Source organism: Pseudomonas viridiflava (assembly GCF_900602065.1).
Taxonomy (GTDB): Bacteria; Pseudomonadota; Gammaproteobacteria; order Pseudomonadales; family Pseudomonadaceae; genus Aquipseudomonas.
Genome location: NZ_UWFN01000285.1, coordinates 440518 through 461149, shown reverse-complemented (window position 1 = coordinate 461149; position 20632 = coordinate 440518). Strand labels below are relative to the sequence as shown.

Sequence of the window (20632 nt, the reverse complement as noted above, 5' to 3'; positions counted from 1 at the left end):
CTAATCTCCCAACTTGAAGAGATGCGACGCCTGACCAGTAGCTGCGTGCTGTTGAACTGCTAGGTTTCCTCGGTTCGGCATCATTTCGCCGACCTGTCCCTTGCCGGCGTAGGAATAAACCCCGTGTGCGTTTACCTCGGCTGTGTATCCATATTGCTCACCCGATTCTCCTGAAAAGAGAAACACCACCGGTGCCTTATTCGATGGTGCTATGCCGCTTTGAGAGCTTCCGCCAAACGGGCCATGGATTTCAGTCTGACGGTCATAAGTCTCGCCCTTTGCGAAGTCGAGCTTTGGCGTTTTGCGGAGATCAGCAATCTCGTATTTATGGGCTCGAGAATCTCCGTTTGTGGATCTATCACGAGTGAAATCACGTGCTGCAATGTCTGTCGCAAGTGAAATGATCTTTTTCGCAGGGCAGAGCTTGCCATCGCCGCGTATAGAGAATTGGTGTGCGCTGTTCGACTTCCATCCAGCCCATTCAGGTTGGTCCCTGAATTCTTCATCGAAACGGCCCAGAGCCTGTTCGATCGCTTTTTTCTCAACCGCTGGGATCGCCACTGCGTCGTCCTTGTAGGAAAAATCTCCTGCAACTGTACGAAATGGATGAGGCTTATGGCTACTACGAAGAGCGTCTTGGCTTGAAAAAAGACTGAATACGAATGTTCAATCAATAAAAAAGGGCCACCTTCTCAGGCAGCCCTTTCACTTCAAGCTTGTCAGCGTGGAATCCTTTTTTTTCATTCATGCTTGGACTGGTTGCGTTGATTTACAAGGGGATTTTCACTTTCGTTTAGACTGATTTTTTCAAAAGAATTTGACTAGGGACGGGCAATGCAAAAATGAGTCGACTCCACATCGTGTGTAGCGCGAAAGACCGTGCCAACACCGTTGCGCTGCAGGGCTTTGGAAGGGAGGAGAAAATGAAGAGGGATGTTATATAAGGCAACGTCCTAGACCCACATTTTATGGTGGGTAGGATGGAGAGTGACATCGGTTATGTCTTTCACGCGCCCCTTAAAACAGATCCAGGCCAGTGGGCGGGTTGGTCGCAGACCTTGAAGTTAAAGGACTCGATAAGGAGCTCATATCAGATGGGGAGCTCCATGAATTTGGCCGTTACGGGAACCCTGGTGTACCGAAATGCCCATACTTATAGAGAGGTGGCTCTTGCCATGCCCGGCGGACTTTTGTGATGGCCTTCTGCTTTCAGGGGCAGAGCTGAAATTTCCCGGTTTCGACAAAGCGCTGGAAGTGCAAATCGCCAACGCGAAGAGCCTCAGAAACCACCGCAACAGGATCGATTTCTTTTTTGTGCACCCGAGGTTTAGGTTTAGGTTTAGGCTGGCCAGAGGCGGTCGAGTCGCGGTAAATAGGCATCTGAATCCTCCTGAGGGGATGCCCTTATCTTAAGCCTAACCCCCGGGGCTGGACAACGGCAGCCTCATGAAAGGCAGCTTAAAACGGGCGAACCACCTTGGATCGCCGCTCGTTGCGATGGCGACCTGTCTCCTCTTAGTGGTTCCAATGCCCAATGGCTAGTAATGTATGAAACTTGCGTCAAGTGGAAATTGCATATTTTAATTAGGGTGGACGCTTGGGAAGGCCAGCGATTAGCTTATTTACAGACTGCTTTGTGATAAGTATACGCCCGGTAAGTTCTTGTGGGAGTTTTTGCGCTGTTTTAAGTTTGCCTTGCCTGCAAAGAGCTGCTGCGAAGGAGTGTGTATTTAGCATGGCGTCAACCATGCCTGGTGTATAATACTTATTTAGGATGTGTGCTATTTTTTTTGCATCGCTGGCTGTCATGTAACGTACTTTTCCGACAGGAAAAACGTTTATATATCCAGTCTGAACGAAGAAGCGAGTTATTCCTGCTTTAGATATATGGTATTTTTTTTGGATTTCTGTTTCTGCAATGAGTGGTAAAAGGGTGGGGCGATAGGTTAGCTTATAAGGCTGTACCATTAAATACTTAGGTTTTGGACCGCTATGTGGTTTGACCCCAAATCTATCAAGATCTGCAACCCTGTATAATAATTCCCGACATCCATCGATTAAAGGTCCGCAAATAGGATTGATATCAAAGGTGCGCAGTGAGTTTTGTATGGAGCGCGCTGGTAGATTACACCATTCTGATATAGTCAAAGCGTTGGCATGCGTGGTATAGAATAGTGCTACTTTTTTTGCACTTGCGCGCAGAATTGAGTTTGTGATGCCATCGCTAGCAAGGTCACCAAGTTTTATTAAATTTATAATCGTCGAGCTAGGTAAGCTTAATTTGTCTTTTGCCTCCCGAATAGATACTGTCATTTGATTGTTCTGAGCGTAGCGCTCAGTTTGATTTTCTATATCCGCTCTGTAAAATAGCGGCGAATGGCAATTATTAAGACGCCACTCTGCAGCGGGTTTGAACCCTGCATCAATTAAGGCCTGAGTGGCACTTGTGGCTGGTATATCCAGTAGTTTCGCATACTCGCACGCCGGAATAAATTTTTGGCTGAATGTTTCCACTTCTTGAATGGGCACGAGCATGCATGTATTACTTCGCTTGGCCGAAAAGACGCCTGCTTTTGCATACTCTCTGACAGTATTGTGTTGTAGACCAAGTCGCTTCGCTGCTGAGGCACAGGTTATGTACAAATTTTCCTCATCTGCATCGACCAACTTGAGTTGCTTACGATCAAACCTTTTTCTGCATAAGGCGGGGGCGGTGTTGTGTAGCTTAACTATACGATCGGTGTCTGTGCGGATGAAAACGGTAGGTGTTTTTGACTTCAATACCTCAATGTATGGCACGCGTTGGCGACGCAGAAAAAACCGTGTTGCTCGGGAAGATAACTGAAGGCGTCTGGCAACGGAGTTTACGGACTCGTATTTTTTTAGGAAATCGGTCAATTCGTCCCGACGAATTCTCAGGTTTTGGTTTGGCTTCGATTCCGCATTTAAATACCCAGCTCGGATTAGCTTCTTAAGGTAAAAGAGAGTTACGCCTATAAGCTCTCGAGCTGATTCAAGCTCGATATACTCATTTATATCGGTTTCGAAATTTTTTGCATCTTTTTTCCAGGCCCACGCATATTTCAATAAGGGCAGAAAATGGTCTTTACTTAAGTCTGTTTTCCGGTCTAATTTTGGCCATCTGATCCCGAGGTCGTCTGCCAAGCGCCGAAATATCCGAGATGAAACTGACGAGGCCTCTCTGACCTGGATACGCCTGAGAGTGAATGGGTATTCGGCGCCTTCGAGAGAGGCGGTAGGTAGCGGACAGTAGTTTATATTACTGAAGTCCTTCATAATCCGCCGCGCAAACGGATGCTTAACCAAAGCCAATTTAGCACTGATCACATCGGCGGGCAGGTCTGGGTGGCAGCCGTGTATGCGCATCAGGTAGTCTTCCACGCCGGCTTTGTCATCGGTGATGATGCAGATTGCAGTCTTTAGTATCAGGCGATTTTGCAGGTCATCTGGCCGTGCATTCATCTTGTATTGTAACTGTGTCAGGGTGTTTTTTAGGTTTTCCATAGCGAGGGAGTTTTTGGCGCGGAGGCACTTTAACGTGAATTCCTCGGGCCCTGTATCTACCAATGTACATGGCTCACTGATCAATTCACCTTGGCACGAGCAACGGTTACGCAGCGGGTCAGTCCACCACAATCTTTTCTCGCAGTGTGGACATGCAAATAGATAGCGCCGATGGTGGTAAGGACAGTTGAGACTGAACTTGAAGTCTTTGATGCTGTGTTCGCAGCCCTCACTCCAGCACTCGGAACAATATCCCGTTCCTGTGGATCTGATTAATCGACTCGGTACCAGGGTTCCATGGATTTCGAACGGCATGTTTTCTCGCAGAGGACCAATAGGCTTATAGAAACCATCGAGAAATCGCGCAGAGTAGTTGCCTGCGCGTTGCGCGATCCATTGCACCAGTGGGGCTTCGCGGCTCAGTGTCGACGCTTTAAAACTGATATTGCGTGTTATCGTGCAGAGCTGTGCCGGGATCTCACAACCATGATGCACCGCGAAGCGCTTTAATACACTCGTAGGACTTTCCTCAGGGAGTGGGAAGGGAATGAATATCACATCGCTCATTCTCTTACCCTCAGTTTAGCTAGTTCTTTCTCTGACTCAGAAATCAGATCGCGAGCCTGAGTCAGATCTAATGAAAAAGGATTCCCAGGGTAAAGGTTGAAGAGCAGATCAAGCTGATCACAAGCGTATGAAAAGTCCGCGCGACACAGGCCATGTTCAGCTGTACGTTTTAAGCTGTGCGCCAAGGCACTGTAAATAACTGTACGCAGCCACTTAATATTTCCGCAGGTAGCGACGAAAAGCGGTGCAGCGATATCGGCATCGTGTAGGTGGACCTCATTAAGCATTGGGGATATCTCATTCAGCGTCTCATTAAGCTTTTCAAGTGTCCGGTGATATTCTGAGCTGAGCTGGGCCTCATATGTAAAAAAATTTAATACAACCATGTGCGGATAACGATTAGCGAAAGGCTCACAGTTTGGGGTTTTCGTAATAAAGCGGCACTCCTCGGTGCCGGCCAATACCACAGGTTTTTTCAAGTCATTACAGAAACTTGCGATCCAGCCGAGCGCGGAAGGACGAATTTTTTCTGTCGACGTTGTGCATAGACGCTGGATTTCATCGAGAAACACCACCTCGACGCCAAGGGTGTGCAGTCGTGTTATAAGCATTGCGGTCAGGTGGGCGATGCTCCCCTTGCACTCTGTTACGGATAGCGTGTGTAGCATCTGCTCCACCAATTGTCTGACAGTGGCGGGTTCTGGGACTTCGAAGTACATGACCGTCTTTCTACGGAAGACCCCTTCAGATGATTCTTCTTCATAAGTTCGCTGGTAGTGGGCGATCAAATGTTCGCATAGTGTTGTCTTTCCTGCCCCCGAAGGCCCGCATATAATCGCTGAATTAGGCGACCCAGTAATAAGAGACATTTCAATCGCGTCCTGTACTGTGGAGTACGCTTTCGCAAATCGTGGGAAATAAACAGTCGCGCCTGAGAAATCTTTCAGCAACGCGTTTCTTTCTTGAAGGTTCATGTTATTTCCTCACCACAGTGAACTCATCAGGCGTATCGTCGCGATACTCATGTACTTTGGACGTGGCAGTGGTCGCGGCAGAGGACTGCGGCCGGATAGCGTTTTCTAACTCTACTGGAGTAACATCGCCACGCTCGACCGCGCGGTGGTGTTTCGCACGATCGGATTTGTTATTAATCTGACTGATGTCCCAAAGGATCTGCAGACGAGCCTCATGTGCCGATATGTACACATGGCTTTTGCGTTGTGCACGTTTCAGCTTTTGGATCTCTTGATGAAAGTGCAGAGTTAACCCTTCCTGATATTCCTTATGGACGGGCTGTAACTCTTGGATGTCGGTCGGATAATCAGGATGAACAATCCAAGCCTTGCCCAGATCACAAGGGTCGTAATACAGCATTAGTTTCTTTCTGATCGGGTGGCGTTGAGCAAATGCGCTGACTGCACCTCCGCTCCAATGGACGTTGGAATAGCGGACTCGGCCTTGTGATGACGGCGTCACCATCTCCATGCGCCAGAAGTAGTGACGCAAATCATCCTCGGAATGTCTGCGCGGCTCGAATTCATTTTCCAGGCACTTGGCCCATGCCTCGTTCGGCGACATGCCCAACTCGGAATGCCAATCCTGATGGTAGCTGTCTAACCACCGTGCAAATATTTCTTTCACCTTATCCAGAGTGTAAATCGCGTTCCCTTCTGAGTTGTAGTCTCCCCTCTTAGTGATACTGGAGAAGGTCGTACCACTCATGCAGTGGACAATCTGGGTGGACCAGGTTCTGAAAAAAGCTTCAATGTGCGGTTTTTGATTGGGTTGGCCGGGCTCACAGAAGATAATCTCTGCGCCGAGCATTTCAAGAGTGCGTCGCAGGTTGGCGGCGATCCATTCGGGACCGTTGTCGAAAACGTAGATTTCCCCAACGCCTCCGTAGATATTGTCTGAGCGGATTGAAGATTTCAGCGCCCGCAGTGTGGTATCTAGGGACGGGGGATTGAACGATATGAGCCATCCCACTACGTGCCGAGTTTTGATCTCAAGGAACACTGTCAGATAAGGCCGTCCGATGACCCTGCCGCGGTCATCAACGACAAATATATGAAGTTCCTGTGTATCCGCCTCTACCCGCTCCAGCAATCGCCCTAGTGCAGGTAACGCGGCGCTCCATCGATTTTGCCGCAGGGCTTGCCGACGACCTCGCTGGTTGCACGTCGTATTGAAGGCATCTAGTTCAACGATTATTCTGTAGAGGGTGGTGACGGACGGGACGCGGTATTGCCTTCCGGCAGCTCTGAATCGATTCAAGTCCTTGATGGCCAAGCGGATTGACTCAATCAGCGCTGACTGCGTAAAGGGCGTGGGGACCCAGTAAAACCGTTTCACGTAATCGCGAATCAGGGCCCTGATTTCGTCCGGCTGATGCATGATATGCCGGTGAATTGGCCGATACGTATTTGGGATTAGTGCGATACAGTTTCCGCCAGCCGCAAGGTAGGCTCGCTTCCAGTTACTGACCGTGGCGTAACAGGGGCCATGATGGGGGCCTATGGCGGCGATGACACTCTCGACCAATGTTGAAAACTCGGAACGTGATAGGCGCCCGGCATATTGGTCTTGCATAGTCCTCATATAGGCTTCACGAATTTTAAATTTCGCAGCCCGCTTTTCTGGCAGTCCCGCGATCACTTTCTCAGGGAACACAGTGATGGGGGCTTCCTGTATTTTGATCAGCCTGCCTTGTTCCGCGGCCCGTCTTAGTGTTGGCAACGAATGAGCAACGACGTTGGACGGGCCATTGATGGTCCTAAGTTGTACCTGTTGTTCGTCAATGTCTACAACCTGACAGCTATGGCCGCAGTAGCTGTAATGCTCGCCAATTTTGATCACCACGGGCGCTTTCATCTCAGATGATCTCCACGATCGTGTTTAGGTCTACGGGCTTACGAAGGTCGGTATGGATATGTTGGAAAAAAAGTGCAAATGCGATGTCCTTGAGCGGAATGCCTCGAGCCAGCAAGCTTCGAATCATCATGCGTCCATCGGTTGCTTCACCTAGACGTCGCCGGATGTTTGGCACTTGGGCGGCTGAAGCACCAAAGGCCTGATGGTAAAGACATCTCAAGGTTTCAGTGCTCACCGCTGCCTGATAATGTTCGGGACGAATACACTCAAAAATAAAACCGGCGTGACCGAAACATTGTTTGGTCAAGCTTTGCCGATATTGGCGCCGTGGATCTGTTATCTCATCTGCGCTTTCTACTTGGTAATAAACTCTTCTGTCGTCAGCCAATATCGCTGCAAAATGCGGCCGCACGGTAAGGTCCGCTTCGATGAACTGCACAGCAAACGGACGCGAGACGTAAGCGATGACCTTCGGCTCATATTCCAGATGCAGACAGAATTGAGCTAGCAGACTTGACTCACATGCCACCATTGTCTTGTTTTTTAGAGATGGAAAATGAGTGACCCGCCGATGTGGCTGTCCTGAAGAAAGCGGCTTTCTTGGCAAAAGACATACCTGCGGGGGAAGTTCCAAGGGGCTGAACATGTCCATAGCTCTGAGGTTCTCCCCGGTGCCTTCCTACAGCAGATGACGCACGACCGTATAGCCCGCGCCCAACGCTGCTGTTGAGTTTTCGACAGCGGCTACCAGACGCGCCGCTGCGGATTTGGGTAGGCGAATGGCCCTAGCTCCTTTCGCGCTAGGTTTTGGTCTTGAAACTGGCTGGGCTTAGCAACGTGCGAACCTTGAACTGCTGGCCTTGCGAAGCAAGCTTGTAAACCAGTGGAGGGATTGGGGGGCTGTAAGACTGGGCGAGCCGGCGGCGATCATAGATCCCGCGTTCTTAGGGCATGCGCCTTAGCAACTATTCCTCCAACACCAACCCTCCCGGATTCTTGGGCTGGACCGCTGAGAGCTCATGGAGTTGCTCAGGTCGGTCGGGATGACACGCCCAGCATTGGTCATGATTGGCTAGATCATAAACCAGCAGTATTTGTTCGCTGGACCGGGTTTGCATCGACGGAGACGACAACGCGGGAGCAGTCCACGTCAGGCCACAGGCATGCACCTGATGGCGGTGGTTGGAAGCCCAGGTCACGCGCAGTTCCGAGCTAGTCGGATCCATTGCTTTACCGCGATTGATCAAGAGCGCTTGGACCTGATCACGAACCCAGGCTTCAACCGGTGCCATGCCGAGTACTGGGTGAGGACGGTGGTGATAGCGGTACAGCCAGTCTGTAGTGATCTGGTGTACTTCGCTGAGTTTTTGCGGGGGCGTCTTACGTTGAGAGCAGATTTCGCCAATCTCCCGGTTGAGGGTAATCAGAAAATCCTCGACGTTTACTGTTGTGCCCGGCTGACCAGAATAGTTGAGGTACAGCGTCGCGCCAGAACGGACAATCAAGTGACGGAGCCGGCAGATCAACGGATACGCCCTCTGGTCGACGACATACAATCGTTCCGGGCTGCCGGAGCGGGGGCGGCGTTTCAATGAAATCTTGATGGCATGGATCAACGCCCATGTTTCTTTTTCAGCGGGGGAGAGATCCCACCCCGTGACGTATAAAGCATTGGTCGCCAGAACGACGCCTATGGCAAGGCGTGTCTTCTCTCTGTGTTCGATGGTTGGGTAGTCAAGCTTCAGACTGTCACATTCCATGACTTCGGACCGGTGAAGGTTGCGCGGAAACTTATTGAGCCGAGTTTGGATGCCCATAGCAAAGCACTCCAGTTGATAGCCGATAAAGGGGCTAAGGATTCGACTGTAAATGCGAGGATTACAATACAGTTTATGATCCTTACCTACTTCTGTGGGTGTGTGTCTGTTGAGTTTCTCCAGCAGTCTCCACCTGATGTCCATGTAAGGTTTCCGATCCGCTGATCGATTCTTACAAAGTTTGTAACTATTGAACTACATGAGGAGCCAAGGAGAAGCCGATCACACGAGAAGATTATCTGGCTGAAATAGCGTGGCTGCCAGAGCCAATATTTTGTATGAATGCGAAAACTCGTGGCCTAGAAACGTTGTGCTAGACGCATATGCATTTTTTTTATTTGATAAAATAGTTTAAGTCTTTTTTCTTGCTAAAAATCATTATAAGAGAAAATTATAATTGTTTTCGATATATGTATATGCGATTCCGGTATAACTGACAGCCGCAAAAGGTTGTTTAATAAAACAACACGCTTGTAGCTGCGCACCATGAGACCCTTTGTAAAGCTCGTAAATAAGGCCCGAGGCATCACGTTTTCTAACTACTTGACGGCCAATGCCCGATGCGGGCGTAAGCCGTCCGCAGTTATTTCCTGGGGAGCGACATTTGAGTACGAGGCGCTGGGAATTCGGCGTAGCGAGCGGGTTAGGACATGGGCTGGTTATCTAAATGGCCGGTTGCCCAGAGCACGTTTGCGAGCGGCGCTTTGTAAGCGCTTTACTGTTCTGCTATTGGTCTTAGCGAATCCGCTGTGGACGGTGCTGCCCATTTTAGGCTTAAACGGAGTGCCCCCAACGCAGGGTGACCAGCGTCGGATAAATAGGCTAGCTAGAAGTATACGGATCAACGAGGCACCTTTAACAGAGCAGACATTTACTGCGTTTCAGCGGTTGGTAGCACTCGCAAACTGGCAATCGCTGAGCCTCATGCTCGTGATCCTTGCCAGCCGGTGCTCGCAGTGTGAAACGATCCGGGTATGGCTCAGCCAACGGTTTGCCGTCACGTTCTTGCTCATCTGCCTGGACCGGGAATTGGCCGTTGCCGAGCGATTTCTGTTCCAGATCGTAGACCACTTGGTGCGTCGCGGTGTTTTGGTCCCCATCCTTGCCTGGCCGAAAAACCTTGAGGAGTTCCAGCATAGGTTGACCAACCTGAGGGCGTTGACGAACAAGCTCCACTGCGTTCGACGCGTTTCCGAGGACCACGCCTGTAAATTGCTCAAAGCTTTATTCAGCAATGGAGACGCTACCTGTCCATATAGAAACGATCTAGACGTGTGCACCGGCCGAACATTTCTCGATGTGGACGTCCCCGAGCTGGCACCGCTATTTGAACGATGCCGTAAGCAGGCGCGTTGGCGGGGACACGTGACCTATCATTTTCATGGGCTCAAACTTGATCCGAAAGTAATGCAGGGGTGGGAGCAGTTGGCGGCGAAAGAGTCGGAACTGGCTCGGGCTCGAGGTTCATAGTCCGGTGGGGGGGGCAGATCACCGGCGCCGTTGACCCCCTGATGCAGGTAACGTCACGGTCAAGTCGAAGGGTCAAAACCTCAGGTGCTTTACCTGCAGAGTCGCAGTGACGCTGAGCCCTGCAAAGCGATGGGCTCTAAACTCCTGAATTCGCCAACAAGAGCGTGAAGAACCAGCATTTGCTTTACGGCTAATCCATGCCGTCCCCTCCTTCAAGAAATTTTCTGAATTCTACAGCTAAGGGCTGACCTGCGCCCGCGACCGTTAGAGGCCCCTTGCTGCCGGTGTCTGTTATTCAACTCCGTCTGGCCGATACCTGTCGGCCAGACGGAGAAACTCACTAATTAAAAACTAGTGCAAGCCGTAATGCCCCGATAGCCTGCATGACCGGAGTAAAATCACCCGCGTGGCAAACTCACTTACCGACAGCCTCAAGCGGCGGAAAATAAAATGACTGTCAGCGCAGCGCCCCTTCTCCATTGAAATGTTTCTGCCCCACAAAAGCTTCGATGATTAACACCCCTAATGCGTAAATACTCACTCCAATCCCTGCAAAAAAATTGGGAACCCAGTAACCAAAGATAGGTTGATAAAAAAGCGATGCAACATAAAATCCAGCAGATGGGGCTATGAAACACAGCACTAATGATGAACGTATTGAGAAAAAATAAACCGACAAAAAAAATGGTGCTTTAGACCTAAGCCAGTTTTTTTTCCTTAAGTCCGGATAATAGCCCACTGGAAATACATTTATAACGTGAGGGTGAACCGCCAATATATTGTCATGACTTTTGAACGCTGTGATTTCTCTAAACCGAGTATGGTATAGGCTGCCGAGCCAAAGAAGCATTATTGGGGCGAGCGCGATCTGTAAAGCTTGGATAAAATTGGCCATGGCAATCTGAATCCGAGTACCCGCCAAGCCTATAACAGCTACATCTGGAATTTCGATGCCATACATTCTGACAGGTTGTTTTCTAAGATCAGCGGCAAGAGATCGTAAATCTTCAATCATTAAATCTGGATCCCGCTCCAAATCATATTTACCAGTATCTATTTTGCGCCAACAGCTACTTTCTGTGCCGTAGATTAATTTTTTAGCTACGGCCGAACTATAATCTATAGCGAGCAACCCTCGACGTGTATTTTTTGCTTGCTCAATTTTCACATCGCTCCACTGTTTCGAAAAGTATTTTAAATCCTCCTTGATAACATTAGCGGCAGCATCGAAGCAATTTGCAGCAACCCTATCCTCATAGGTGTTGTATCCAACGGTAGAAATAAACACCGCACAAGAGGCCAAAGTGACAGGCGCAGCCCAAAATAGAAGTCGCTCATATCGAATACCTGGATTGCTCATAATACTTCCTTTTAACAATCATCAAGGTAGTGGTTACCACTGTTAACTGTGCACCTTGCGTATCAGTTTTCTCACGTTGGTGCACATTAAAGCCGACATGGACGGTTATGCGCTAGTGGCTAGATACGAACAAGGTGGAACGTTCGGCAAGCTGGATCGGCTGCTACCCGCAGTGTATAAAAAGCTGTCGGCCAGCGTCCGCTATGGGTCGATTCTGTTGAAAAAGTCGGTTCTCAGAATGCCGCACCATTTGTCAGTGTACGTGCTTCTTCAGCACGCTTCTACGTGAAATCTCAGCCTGAAGGCTTTGCGAGCATTCAGGATTTTATTCTCCGACGCTTGCTTTTCTGTCTTAAAAAACACCGCCGACTTTTTCAACAGAATTGGTCGACTCCAGCCGGTCGAGGGCATGCAGTGCGTGCCAGTCAAGGCCTGGTCACGTCGAATGCAAATGACTGTTCATTGGCGATGCAAACGGGTCGCCAAGTGGAATGCAATTCTCCAGCTCAAACGATGGTATGTTCAAATGATCAATTGCCTGCGTTGCGCTAACTCGCCCACAGACGACTCTCGTCGGGCTGAACAAATCCTACAAATGTGTTGGGTAATGTCCGCGCTATGTTTGAACCCGAGATAGCTGCTAACAGGGCTGCGATGCGAGCACGGGATATGTCAGTCGAGCCTAGGGCAAAACCCAATGCCTTGCACCCAGTGGCGTTAGTCGGGAGGTTTGTACGTCAAGTGCTGCAGTAGCGCCTGCAACTGAACTAGCTGTTGCGACATTTTACGTTGGTCGCGTTGTGCCTGACGCAACCTGTGCAAATGGCGTTTGGTCTTTTCCCGCTGAGCGCCAAGCTCAAGGACCATCCTCTGATTTTCCTGCTGCTTACCCTGTCGTTCTGTATGCGCTGTTTCGGCTTGGTGTTTTGACGTTTGCAGTGCCTGTTCGAGATGGCGAAGCTCTTGCTGGTGTTGATGCTGTTCGCTGCTCATGCGCTCCAGATCCCGGTACAGTTGCCCCAGTTCCTCTTGTTTGCTTAACAAATGCTCCTGGACCGTTCGTAGTTCCCGCTGAAGGTGTTGGACCTGTGCGTCCTGGCGTTGAGCCTCCTGATTGCGTTGGACCAGATGTTGTTCTCGATAATGAGCCAACGCATCGCGTGCATGCCGGTGTTTGTCTTCCAGGGAGGCTATCTGGGTGGTGCGCTCCGCGAGCAAACGTTCCTGCTGATGATGCGCTTCTCCTAACCGCTGACACTCTCCCTCAGCAGCCTGCAATCGCTCCTGCAATCCGTGCTCCCGAGCCAGTCCGTCGCGGCGGTCCTGGCTCAACATCGCATGAGCGTCCTGTAGCTGTTCAAGCCGGACGCGCTCGATCTCTCTTTGCTGGGCAGCGGTGGCCTGCTGACGTTGGAAACGCTCCCATTCGTCTGCCAGTTCGGTTTGCGCGTTTTCAAGCAAACGCGCAGCTAAACTAGATATTAAGGACTGTAATTCTTCATTCAAGCTAGGCTGCGCCGCAAGAGCGCCGGCGTGGCTGAGTTCTTTGAGATAACGCTGGATGGTGGTTTTCGAGCCGGTATTGCCCATCTCGACGCGCACAGCGTCGATGCTCGGATGCAGGCCGCGGGCGAGCAGGGCTTCGCTGGCCATTCGCACTAAGGCTTTGTTAATGCCGCCACGCGCCATGGCTGCTACTCCGATTATTTCGTGGTGTGTTACAGAGTATGGAAGTACAGCTGTACAAATGTCGCAATGGAGTCTGATTTAGCGACGAGCTGACGTTTGAGAATGCGGAATTCCCAAACGTGACATGCGATTGGGCAGTTTTCCGCAGCAAACGGCGGTATGCGGGGAGTAAATGGCATGATTTCGCCCACGGAGCGGTATCTACAGGCGGCACGGCGCGAAGGCACGCAGCGGCGCTACCACCAAGCTGTCGAGCATTTCGAAAGCGAGTGGGGCGGCTTCTTGCCCGCCTCTAGCGAAAGTGTGGTTCGGTATTTAGCGGAACATGCCGAGCTATTGTCAGTTGGTACCTTGCGCACCCATCTGGCGGCCTTGGCGCAATGGCACAAAAAACACGGTTTTGTTGATCCCACCAAAGAAGCTAGAGTGCGTGATGTGCTGCGTGGCATTCAGGCCGAGCACCCGCGGCCGGTAAAGCAGGCCGAGGCGCTGTCGTTACAGGCGCTGGAGGCTTGCGTCGCGGAACTTGAGGTGGCGAGCACGAGCTTGGATCTTGGTGTGCGGTTACGGGCTAATCGCGACCGAGCGTTGATCCTGCTGGGTTTTTGGCGGGCATTTCGGGCTGATGACCTGTGTCGCTTGCGCGTTGAGCATATCCAGGTGCAGACGGGGGAGGGTTTGAAGTTCTTTCTCGCTACTGGCAAAACCGATCGTGAGAACCGCGGTCGCACGTTCAGTGTGCCCGCACTAAAGCGTCTATGTCCCGTCCAGGCCTATGAGGACTGGCTGCGCATCAGCGGTATTAATGAAGGACCGGCGTTTCGGGCCATTGATCGTTGGGGGCATTTGGGCGCACAAGGCCTGAATCCGAACAGCGTCTCCCGCCTGCTGCGCATGACATTTCTGCGCAGCGGTTTAAGCGCCGAGTACAGCGGGCATTCATTACGCCGCGGTTTCGCAACCTGGGCCAGCCGCAATGAGTGGGGTACGAAGGCATTGATGGATTATGTCGGCTGGAAGGATGTGCAGTCGGCACTTCGCTATATAGACACCAGCGCGCCCTTTGGCGATTTAGCACGATGACGCTTGCCCTGTGTCACTAAGCCCAGAAACAGTCGTTCAGCACAGCACAAACGGCTGACTTCACCCCGGCGAAGAAGAGTAATTGAGATATCTTGTCGAGCTGTCGATCCGCTCAACATTCCAGGGAAGCCAATGCTAATTTCACTCTTGTCAAATGGTCAGCCACAAACGCCAGACCGATTGGAACTGATGGCCCCCTGGTGGAGTTTCACGAAAACGGTCTTGGCTGCGACGGCCCTATCGTTGGTGCGTGACGGACTGATCGGCTTGGACGACCCCATTCCGATCAGCCTTTCACGTTAGGCCAGCTACTGCGGCACGAGGCCGGCTTGGCTGATTACGGAGAACTTGCGGAGTGTCACACCTCCGTTGCTAACGGTGAGCCAGCATGGCCGGCAGATGAAATGATGCGGCGCCTTGACGGTACTCGACTTCGATACACCTCCGGAACCGGCTGGCGTTACTCGAATGTCGGCTATTTACTCATCGGCAGGCTAATTGAACGGCTGACTGATCTGACGCTTGATGATGCGGTGATTCAACGTGCTCTTTCCCCTCTGGGTATCTCGAACGTTCGCTTTGCTAAAACGCGAGCCGACTTACAAACGTCCCCTCTTGGAAGCGCCTCAAATTATGACCCGCATGGGTTTACCATAGCTTGTTGATCGGCCCGATTTCGCAAGCAGCACTCTTTCTGGATCGACTTCTCTGTGCAGACCTCCTCTGCGCGGGCTTGCTCAAGGAAACGCAGACAGCACGAACACTAGGCGGCCCGATTCCCTGGCGCCCATGGATCACCCCGGGCTATGGCCTCGGCTTGATGCACGGTTTGATTGACGGTGGGTATTCTCTAACCACACGATGTTTTCATTTATCCCTATCGACCCCGATGACTGTCATGTGGCGATCTAAGGAGCTTTCGGGGTCTAAACCTACCTTGTCTCGCCGCGTCTACGCGGAGTTATTACGTGGCGCGACAAGCATCGCTGCGCCATCAAACTGAAGGGTGTATGCGATCTATATTTCTAGAATTGCGCCGGCCACCCTAGGTGTGTAAGGTGTAGCCTTACACTTTACATAAAGCGGGCCCAAAAAATGAAAAAGGAAAATACCTCCTTGCACCCGGGAAATTGGGTCCGAGAAAACATCCTCAACCCTCGGAATCTCACGGTGACCGACGCGGCTAAGCTTATCGGTATAAGCCGTCCTGGGGTTTCAAATTTCCTCAATGCAAAAGTATCAGCGACGCCTGATATGGCCGCGCGGCTGGAGCGGGCGTTTGGCGTACCGGCTATAGATATTCTCAACCTCCAGAACTCCTTCGACTCGCACGCCGCCAAGACCGAAGTTGCCGCAGCAAGCGTGCGCGCCTACGTAATGCCGTTTCTTGGAATTTCAGGCAATGACATAACCGACTGGTTTTCTAAGACAATTTTAGCCCGCACCCGGTTATCGGTTCTGCTTCGCACGCTCGTCAATTCGACAGGAGAGAATCTGGAGAAAGTTGACTTTCCCGGAAACGACGACGCAGAGCGCCCTGGCTGGGACGGCTTTATTGAAGGCCCCCTGGGGACGCCATGGATTCCTGCCGGAGCATCGGGCTGGGAGTTCGGGGTCAATGCTGACATCAAAGCAAAAGCTGACGGCGATTTTGCGAAAAGCGTGAAAGCTATCAGTAAGGCTGATCGTCAAAACATCACGTTTGTGTTTGTTACCCCTCGACGATGGCCTGGAAAGGCTACATGGCTTACAGCCATGCAAGCAAAGGGACTCTGGAAGGATGTTCGAGCCTACGATGTTAGTGATTTAGAGCAATGGATGGAGACATCCATTGCCGCGCAGACATGGTTTGCTAATCAAACTGAACGGCCATCGAGAGGCGTTCGAACTCTCGAAAAATGCTGGACTGATTGGGCAAATGTTGCAGAAACACCCCTTCATCCGTCGCTCTTCAGCACCGCGAACGACGTCTGGCGCAGCCGTATAGAATCGTTCTTGTTGAAGCGCGACTCTGAGCCGCTTGTTATCACGGCCGACTCAGTTGAGGAAGCCGTTGCGTTCTTAAGCCAGATATTCAGCGAACCGGAGTTTGACCATCATAAAGACCGCGTGCTCGTGTTCGACGAATGCGGCGTGCTACCAAAACTTGCCCAGAGCACAACCAATTTCATTGCGGTTGCGCACACGCGAGACGTCGAGCGGGAGTTCGGCTCCTATAGCGGGTCGTTGCGTACAATCGTGGTCTATCCGCGCAACGCCGCGAATGCCAATCCGGACATCATCTTAGAGCCACTCGGTTATGAGACTTTCGACAAAGCACTTGAAGCAATGGATAAAGGGCGCAACGAGATAACAAGGCTTGCTAATGCCTCAGGGCGCTCACTCACTGTGCTGCGGCGTATACTTTCGACAATCCCAGCGATCAAAACGCCTGCGTGGGCTGCCAATCATCAAGCCGCCTCTAACCTTGTTCCGCTCGCACTTTTAGGAACATGGGATACGCGTAACGATGCAGACCAAACAGCTCTTTCGCTGCTTGCGGGTGACCTCTCCTTTGATGCACTAGAGAGACGCGTGCAGGAGCTGCTGCAGTTCAACGATTCCCCCGTGTGGTCCCTCGGAAACTATCGTGGAGTGATTTCCAAGATCGACTCGTTATTTGCGATTGCTGGGGCTGTCACCCTAGGTGACCTCAACCATTTTTTCGACATCGCAAAGATTATTCTGGGTGAGGACGACCCCGCTCTCGATCTTCCGGAGAACGAGCGTTGGGCGGCGGCCATCCACGGAAAGAAGCGCGAGTTCTCTTCAGCGCTTCGCGAAGGCATTTCTGAGACGTTAGTTTTGCTCGCTGTTCATGGAAAGCATCTTTTCGGGAAACGCCTTGGCTTTGATGGTGAACTCGCTGCTGCCTGGTTAGTGAGGGAACTCCTTGAGCCGCTTGAGATCCGGAAGCTGGAAGCGAACGATCGCGATCTTCCTCTATATGCGGAAGCTGCCCCCAACGAGTTCTTGAGCATTATTGAGCGCGACCTCAGATCAGAGAGGCCTTGCACGCTCGGACTGCTGCGTCCTGTCGCGGCAGGCCTCTTTGGCTCACCTAAACGAACAGGTCTTCTGTGGGCGCTTGAAGGGCTGGCTTGGAACCCCGCAACTTTTCCTCGGGTCGTCAAAATTCTGGGACGGCTCGCCGAAGTCAAAATTGGCGACAACTGGTCTAATAAGCCAATTGGCTCACTGGGGTCGATCTTCAGAGCGTGGATGCCGCAGACGGCTGCTGACCACGACTCGCGACTGAACGCTATGCGAATGCTACTGGAGAAGCACCCCACAATAGGCTGGGAGATCTGCCTCCAGCAGTTCGGCGATTTCGGGAGTCGCGTCGGAGACTACACCCAAAAGCCTAAATGGAGGCCCGATGGATATGGGTTTGGCGACCCCTTCAGCACTTGGGGGCCCGCCAATGACTTTGTCCGCGAAATGGTCAAGATGGCTTTGACCATGCCGTCCTACACAGCCGACATGATTTGCGACCTCATCACGCGGCTCCACGCGCTATCTGTCGAGGATCAAGAAAACGTCTGGAAAATCATCGACGAATGGCAGCAGGCCGGAGCCATTGACGCCGACATCGCCCGTGTGCGCGACAGAATCCGTGTGACAGTGCTGTCAAGACGCGGCCGAAAGAAGGCGGACGAAGGTGGACAAGCCACCCTTTCGAAAATTGCAAAGGCTGTTTACGCTTCGATGGAGCCGACCGACATCATCAATAAGCACGAATGGCTGTTCCGGCAGGGCTGGGTCGAGGAATCGGCAGATGAACTCTCTGGTGAAGAGCTGAATTTTCAGGCGCGCGAACGCCGGATCGAAAAGCTCCGATTCGAAGCTTTGACTGAGATCGCAGCCAACAGTGGGCTATGTGGAATTTTCAACCTTGCCATGAAAGGCAATTCTCACCGGCAAATCGGCTGGTATCTGGCGCGTGGAATCTTAAACGCAGAGCAGCTTGAAGAGCTGATTCTCCAGTGCCTTAGCAAGGAGAATGACTCCGGCCACAACAGCATCGCAACTGGTGTTTTGGGTGCGCTTGATCAAGATCAGCACAAGGCTCTCTTCGCAAGTTTGCGCGATAAAATGTCTGAGCAGGATGCTCTTCGCATGCTCCTTTTCTCACCCTATCGTAGAACGACGTGGGCACTCGTGGATCAACTTTCAGCTGAGGCGCGTCGTAGCTACTGGCGTGATGTCACACCGGAATTCATATTCGATGCGCCGGATCAAAATAACGAAAGCATCGGGCATCTGCTTGGCGCGAAAAGACCGCGTGCCGCCTTCTCCTCCGTTCACTTCAAGCTTGATGAGGTACGTCCTGAACTTCTGGTTCGGCTGCTTTCCGACATACCCAAAGACGGCAATGACAAGGAAGGCGAGTATCAGCTTCAACGCTATGCAGTCCAGCAAGCCTTCAAGCTATTAAACCGAAATCCCGATGTGCTGCTCGAGGAAAAGGCGGGGCTGGAGTTCATTTTTATTGATGTACTCGCCCGATCACTTCGAGGTGGTGACGGACATCAGATTCCGAACCTGGAACGCTATATCGAAGATCATCCCGAAATGTTCGTGCAGGCGATCGCTTGGACGTACAAGCGCAAGACTCCCGGCGAAGATCCTCCGGAGTTCAGTGCGGAAGATGGACGGGAGGGCTTAGCTCTCAGGGGCTACAACTTGCTGGAAGCTTTGGAGCGCATACCTGGACAGGATGAAGCCACTGAAGAGTTGGCCCGCGAGAAGCTGACCGAGTGGATATCGATGGTCCGCAGACGTTGTTCCGAACTCGACCGCGCAGAAATAGCCGATGTTTGCCTTGGCAAGCTTTTGGCCCGTGCCTCTGAAGGAAAGGATGGAGTGTGGCCCAACGAGGCTGTTCGCAATGTTCTGGAGGACTTGGAATCCGAGGAAATATCGCGGGGCGCTCATACGGGACTGTACAACGCCCGTGGGGCGCACTGGCGGGGCGAAGGAGGAGGTCAGGAGAGAGAGCTCGCAGCCAAGTATCGCAGATGGGCGGAAGCCCTCCACTTTACCCATCCGTTCGTCTCCTCGTCTCTTCTTATATCAATGGTGGAGACCTACGAATATGAGGCAGAGCGGCAGGATACCGAGGCAGGTATTCGACGACGCCTTCGGCACTGACCCTACCCATGGCGTTGAGGTTTTTAAAGTGAAATTTACGTTTCTATGGCTAGTAAAAACTCAAGAAAAAATCGAAAAAACTATCGCGTGTAAGCCTTTTCCTACAAACACAAGACGTGTGAACCTTTGCACGAAGGGATTTGAAGGAAATTGGCCACACTTAAGCAAAAACCAGCTGATCAAAAAACATACAAATGTATATATTCTTCTATGAGGCCCCCCTCAAGGCTGAATAAATTGAGGGGTGCCGGCTTAAACACTTTTTTTATCCACAGGCTTATGCACAAAATAAAAAGATATGCACAAGCAAAAAAGCTGAAAAAACGCTTGATGTCTTCTCTGGCCATCATTAGAGTGTCAACAAGCAGACAGAACGAGGCGATTAGTCAAATTAATGACTGACGCTTGTAAGAGATTGGCTTTTGGCCTAAATGAAAAGTCCCGCGAAAGCGGGACTCAATCGGCCGTAAGGGGGAATGTTGTCGAGACCGCCCCCCTTACGGCTACTCAAGCGCAGAACCTGAGGAGCGAGATTCTATGCGTACGCACACTGTTTGTACAGCATACAACCAGTTGCGGCCGCAGCTTCGGGGTTCATGCGCATTTATCGCCTAAGGAGAATCCTCATGGCAAATGGCAAAACTCCCGGTTCCAATACCGGTAATAACGGCGGCATTTTTCAGGAACAAGGGCCACGCGGCGGCAAGCGTCCCAACTTCACCACTGTTCCTGACAATACGCGCCTACCACCAACTAGCCGTCCGGACTCTACATGGGTTCCTACCCACAGAACTCCAGATAGCAACCGTTAATCTGAAGTAAAAAAAGGCTCCACCTGATTATAGGTGGGGCCTTTTTCTTTGGTAAGAAATTTAGCACACCATTGCTTACACTTGCTCGGCGCATAGGACACAGGTAATCACTCGTGCTTCCGGCCGACGCTTACCGATTGATTTGATGCTGCCAGGCCGAATGTTAACTGACTCGGTGCCGACCTTTTCTTTAAATCAGTATTAAAAGACACACATCCAACCCGCCGCGATAAGTCGGTTAGCGA

Annotated in this window: 12 protein-coding genes and 1 pseudogene; 3 read left to right on the top strand and 10 right to left on the bottom strand. The window is 51.4% G+C overall.

Translation table 11 applies throughout. The features are described 5' to 3' along the window. The 10 genes from EE949_RS20415 to EE949_RS20370 all read right to left on the bottom strand — a co-directional run bounded on the left by EE949_RS20415 (position 1) and on the right by EE949_RS20370 (position 13299). The gene (locus EE949_RS20415) at positions 1-561 is read right to left on the bottom strand and encodes a hypothetical protein (RefSeq protein WP_122665933.1); all 561 of its coding nucleotides are present in this window, start codon (positions 559-561) and stop codon (positions 1-3) included. A 648-nt stretch (positions 562-1209) separates the two neighbouring features. Further along, the gene (locus EE949_RS29535; protein WP_162874729.1) at positions 1210-1380 is read right to left on the bottom strand and encodes a hypothetical protein; all 171 of its coding nucleotides are present in this window, start codon (positions 1378-1380) and stop codon (positions 1210-1212) included. A gap of 204 nt (positions 1381-1584) precedes the next feature. Then, positions 1585-4092: a TniQ family protein gene (locus EE949_RS20405; protein WP_122665931.1), complete on the bottom strand. Its 2508-nt coding sequence runs from the start codon at positions 4090-4092 to the stop codon at positions 1585-1587. After that, the gene (locus EE949_RS20400) at positions 4089-5066 is read right to left on the bottom strand and encodes a TniB family NTP-binding protein (RefSeq protein WP_122665930.1); all 978 of its coding nucleotides are present in this window, start codon (positions 5064-5066) and stop codon (positions 4089-4091) included. The genes EE949_RS20405 and EE949_RS20400 overlap by 4 nt, the downstream gene beginning before the upstream one ends. Before the next feature lies 1 nt (position 5067). Next, on the bottom strand, positions 5068-6963 hold the full coding sequence (locus EE949_RS20395) for a DDE-type integrase/transposase/recombinase (RefSeq protein ID WP_122665929.1): 1896 nt from the start codon (positions 6961-6963) through the stop codon (positions 5068-5070). 1 nt (position 6964) lies between these two features. Further along, positions 6965-7609, bottom strand: coding sequence for a hypothetical protein (locus tag EE949_RS20390; protein ID WP_164666807.1), 645 nt, complete (start codon positions 7607-7609; stop codon positions 6965-6967). 319 nt (positions 7610-7928) lie between these two features. Then, positions 7929-8780 (bottom strand): hypothetical protein, encoded by an 852-nt coding sequence (locus EE949_RS20385; protein ID WP_122665927.1) that lies wholly within the window; start codon positions 8778-8780, stop codon positions 7929-7931. 855 nt (positions 8781-9635) lie between these two features. Beyond that, a complete protein-coding gene (locus tag EE949_RS29530) occupies positions 9636-9917 on the bottom strand; it encodes a hypothetical protein (protein WP_162874727.1) in 282 nt (93 codons plus the stop codon). Positions 9918-10707: 790 nt separating this feature from the next. Then, positions 10708-11610 (bottom strand): hypothetical protein, encoded by a 903-nt coding sequence (locus EE949_RS20375; protein WP_122665925.1) that lies wholly within the window; start codon positions 11608-11610, stop codon positions 10708-10710. 717 nt (positions 11611-12327) lie between these two features. After that, positions 12328-13299 (bottom strand): DNA-binding protein, encoded by a 972-nt coding sequence (locus EE949_RS20370; protein ID WP_122665924.1) that lies wholly within the window; start codon positions 13297-13299, stop codon positions 12328-12330. Between the two features lie 177 nt (positions 13300-13476). Here EE949_RS20370 and EE949_RS20365 point away from each other — a divergent pair, with 177 nt between their 5' ends. From EE949_RS20365 to EE949_RS20355, 3 genes and pseudogenes are all read left to right on the top strand, one after another. Then, a complete protein-coding gene (locus EE949_RS20365; RefSeq protein ID WP_162874726.1) occupies positions 13477-14382 on the top strand; it encodes a site-specific integrase in 906 nt (301 codons plus the stop codon). 132 nt (positions 14383-14514) lie between these two features. After that, a pseudogene (locus tag EE949_RS20360) lies at positions 14515-15235 on the top strand (serine hydrolase domain-containing protein); the annotation flags it as partial. A gap of 242 nt (positions 15236-15477) precedes the next feature. Next, on the top strand, positions 15478-19575 hold the full coding sequence (locus tag EE949_RS20355; protein WP_205505168.1) for a HigA family addiction module antitoxin: 4098 nt from the start codon (positions 15478-15480) through the stop codon (positions 19573-19575). The last annotated feature ends 1057 nt before the right edge of the window (positions 19576-20632 follow it).

Excerpts from the sequence above, each read along its gene's own strand:
- EE949_RS29535 (WP_162874729.1), bottom strand. The coding sequence starts at position 1,380 with ATGCCTATTTACCGCGACTCGACCGCCTCTGGCCAGCCTAAACCTAAA.
- EE949_RS20405 (WP_122665931.1), bottom strand. The coding sequence starts at position 4,092 with ATGAGCGATGTGATATTCATTCCCTTCCCACTCCCTGAGGAAAGTCCT.
- EE949_RS20400 (WP_122665930.1), bottom strand. The coding sequence starts at position 5,066 with ATGAACCTTCAAGAAAGAAACGCGTTGCTGAAAGATTTCTCAGGCGCG.
- EE949_RS20395 (WP_122665929.1), bottom strand. The coding sequence starts at position 6,963 with ATGAAAGCGCCCGTGGTGATCAAAATTGGCGAGCATTACAGCTACTGC.
- EE949_RS20390 (WP_164666807.1), bottom strand. The coding sequence starts at position 7,609 with ATGTTCAGCCCCTTGGAACTTCCCCCGCAGGTATGTCTTTTGCCAAGA.
- EE949_RS20385 (WP_122665927.1), bottom strand. The coding sequence starts at position 8,780 with ATGGGCATCCAAACTCGGCTCAATAAGTTTCCGCGCAACCTTCACCGG.
- EE949_RS29530 (WP_162874727.1), bottom strand. The coding sequence starts at position 9,917 with ATGCTGGAACTCCTCAAGGTTTTTCGGCCAGGCAAGGATGGGGACCAA.
- EE949_RS20375 (WP_122665925.1), bottom strand. The coding sequence starts at position 11,610 with ATGAGCAATCCAGGTATTCGATATGAGCGACTTCTATTTTGGGCTGCG.
- EE949_RS20370 (WP_122665924.1), bottom strand. The coding sequence starts at position 13,299 with ATGGCGCGTGGCGGCATTAACAAAGCCTTAGTGCGAATGGCCAGCGAA.
- EE949_RS20365 (WP_162874726.1), top strand. The coding sequence starts at position 13,477 with ATGATTTCGCCCACGGAGCGGTATCTACAGGCGGCACGGCGCGAAGGC.
- EE949_RS20355 (WP_205505168.1), top strand. The coding sequence starts at position 15,478 with ATGAAAAAGGAAAATACCTCCTTGCACCCGGGAAATTGGGTCCGAGAA.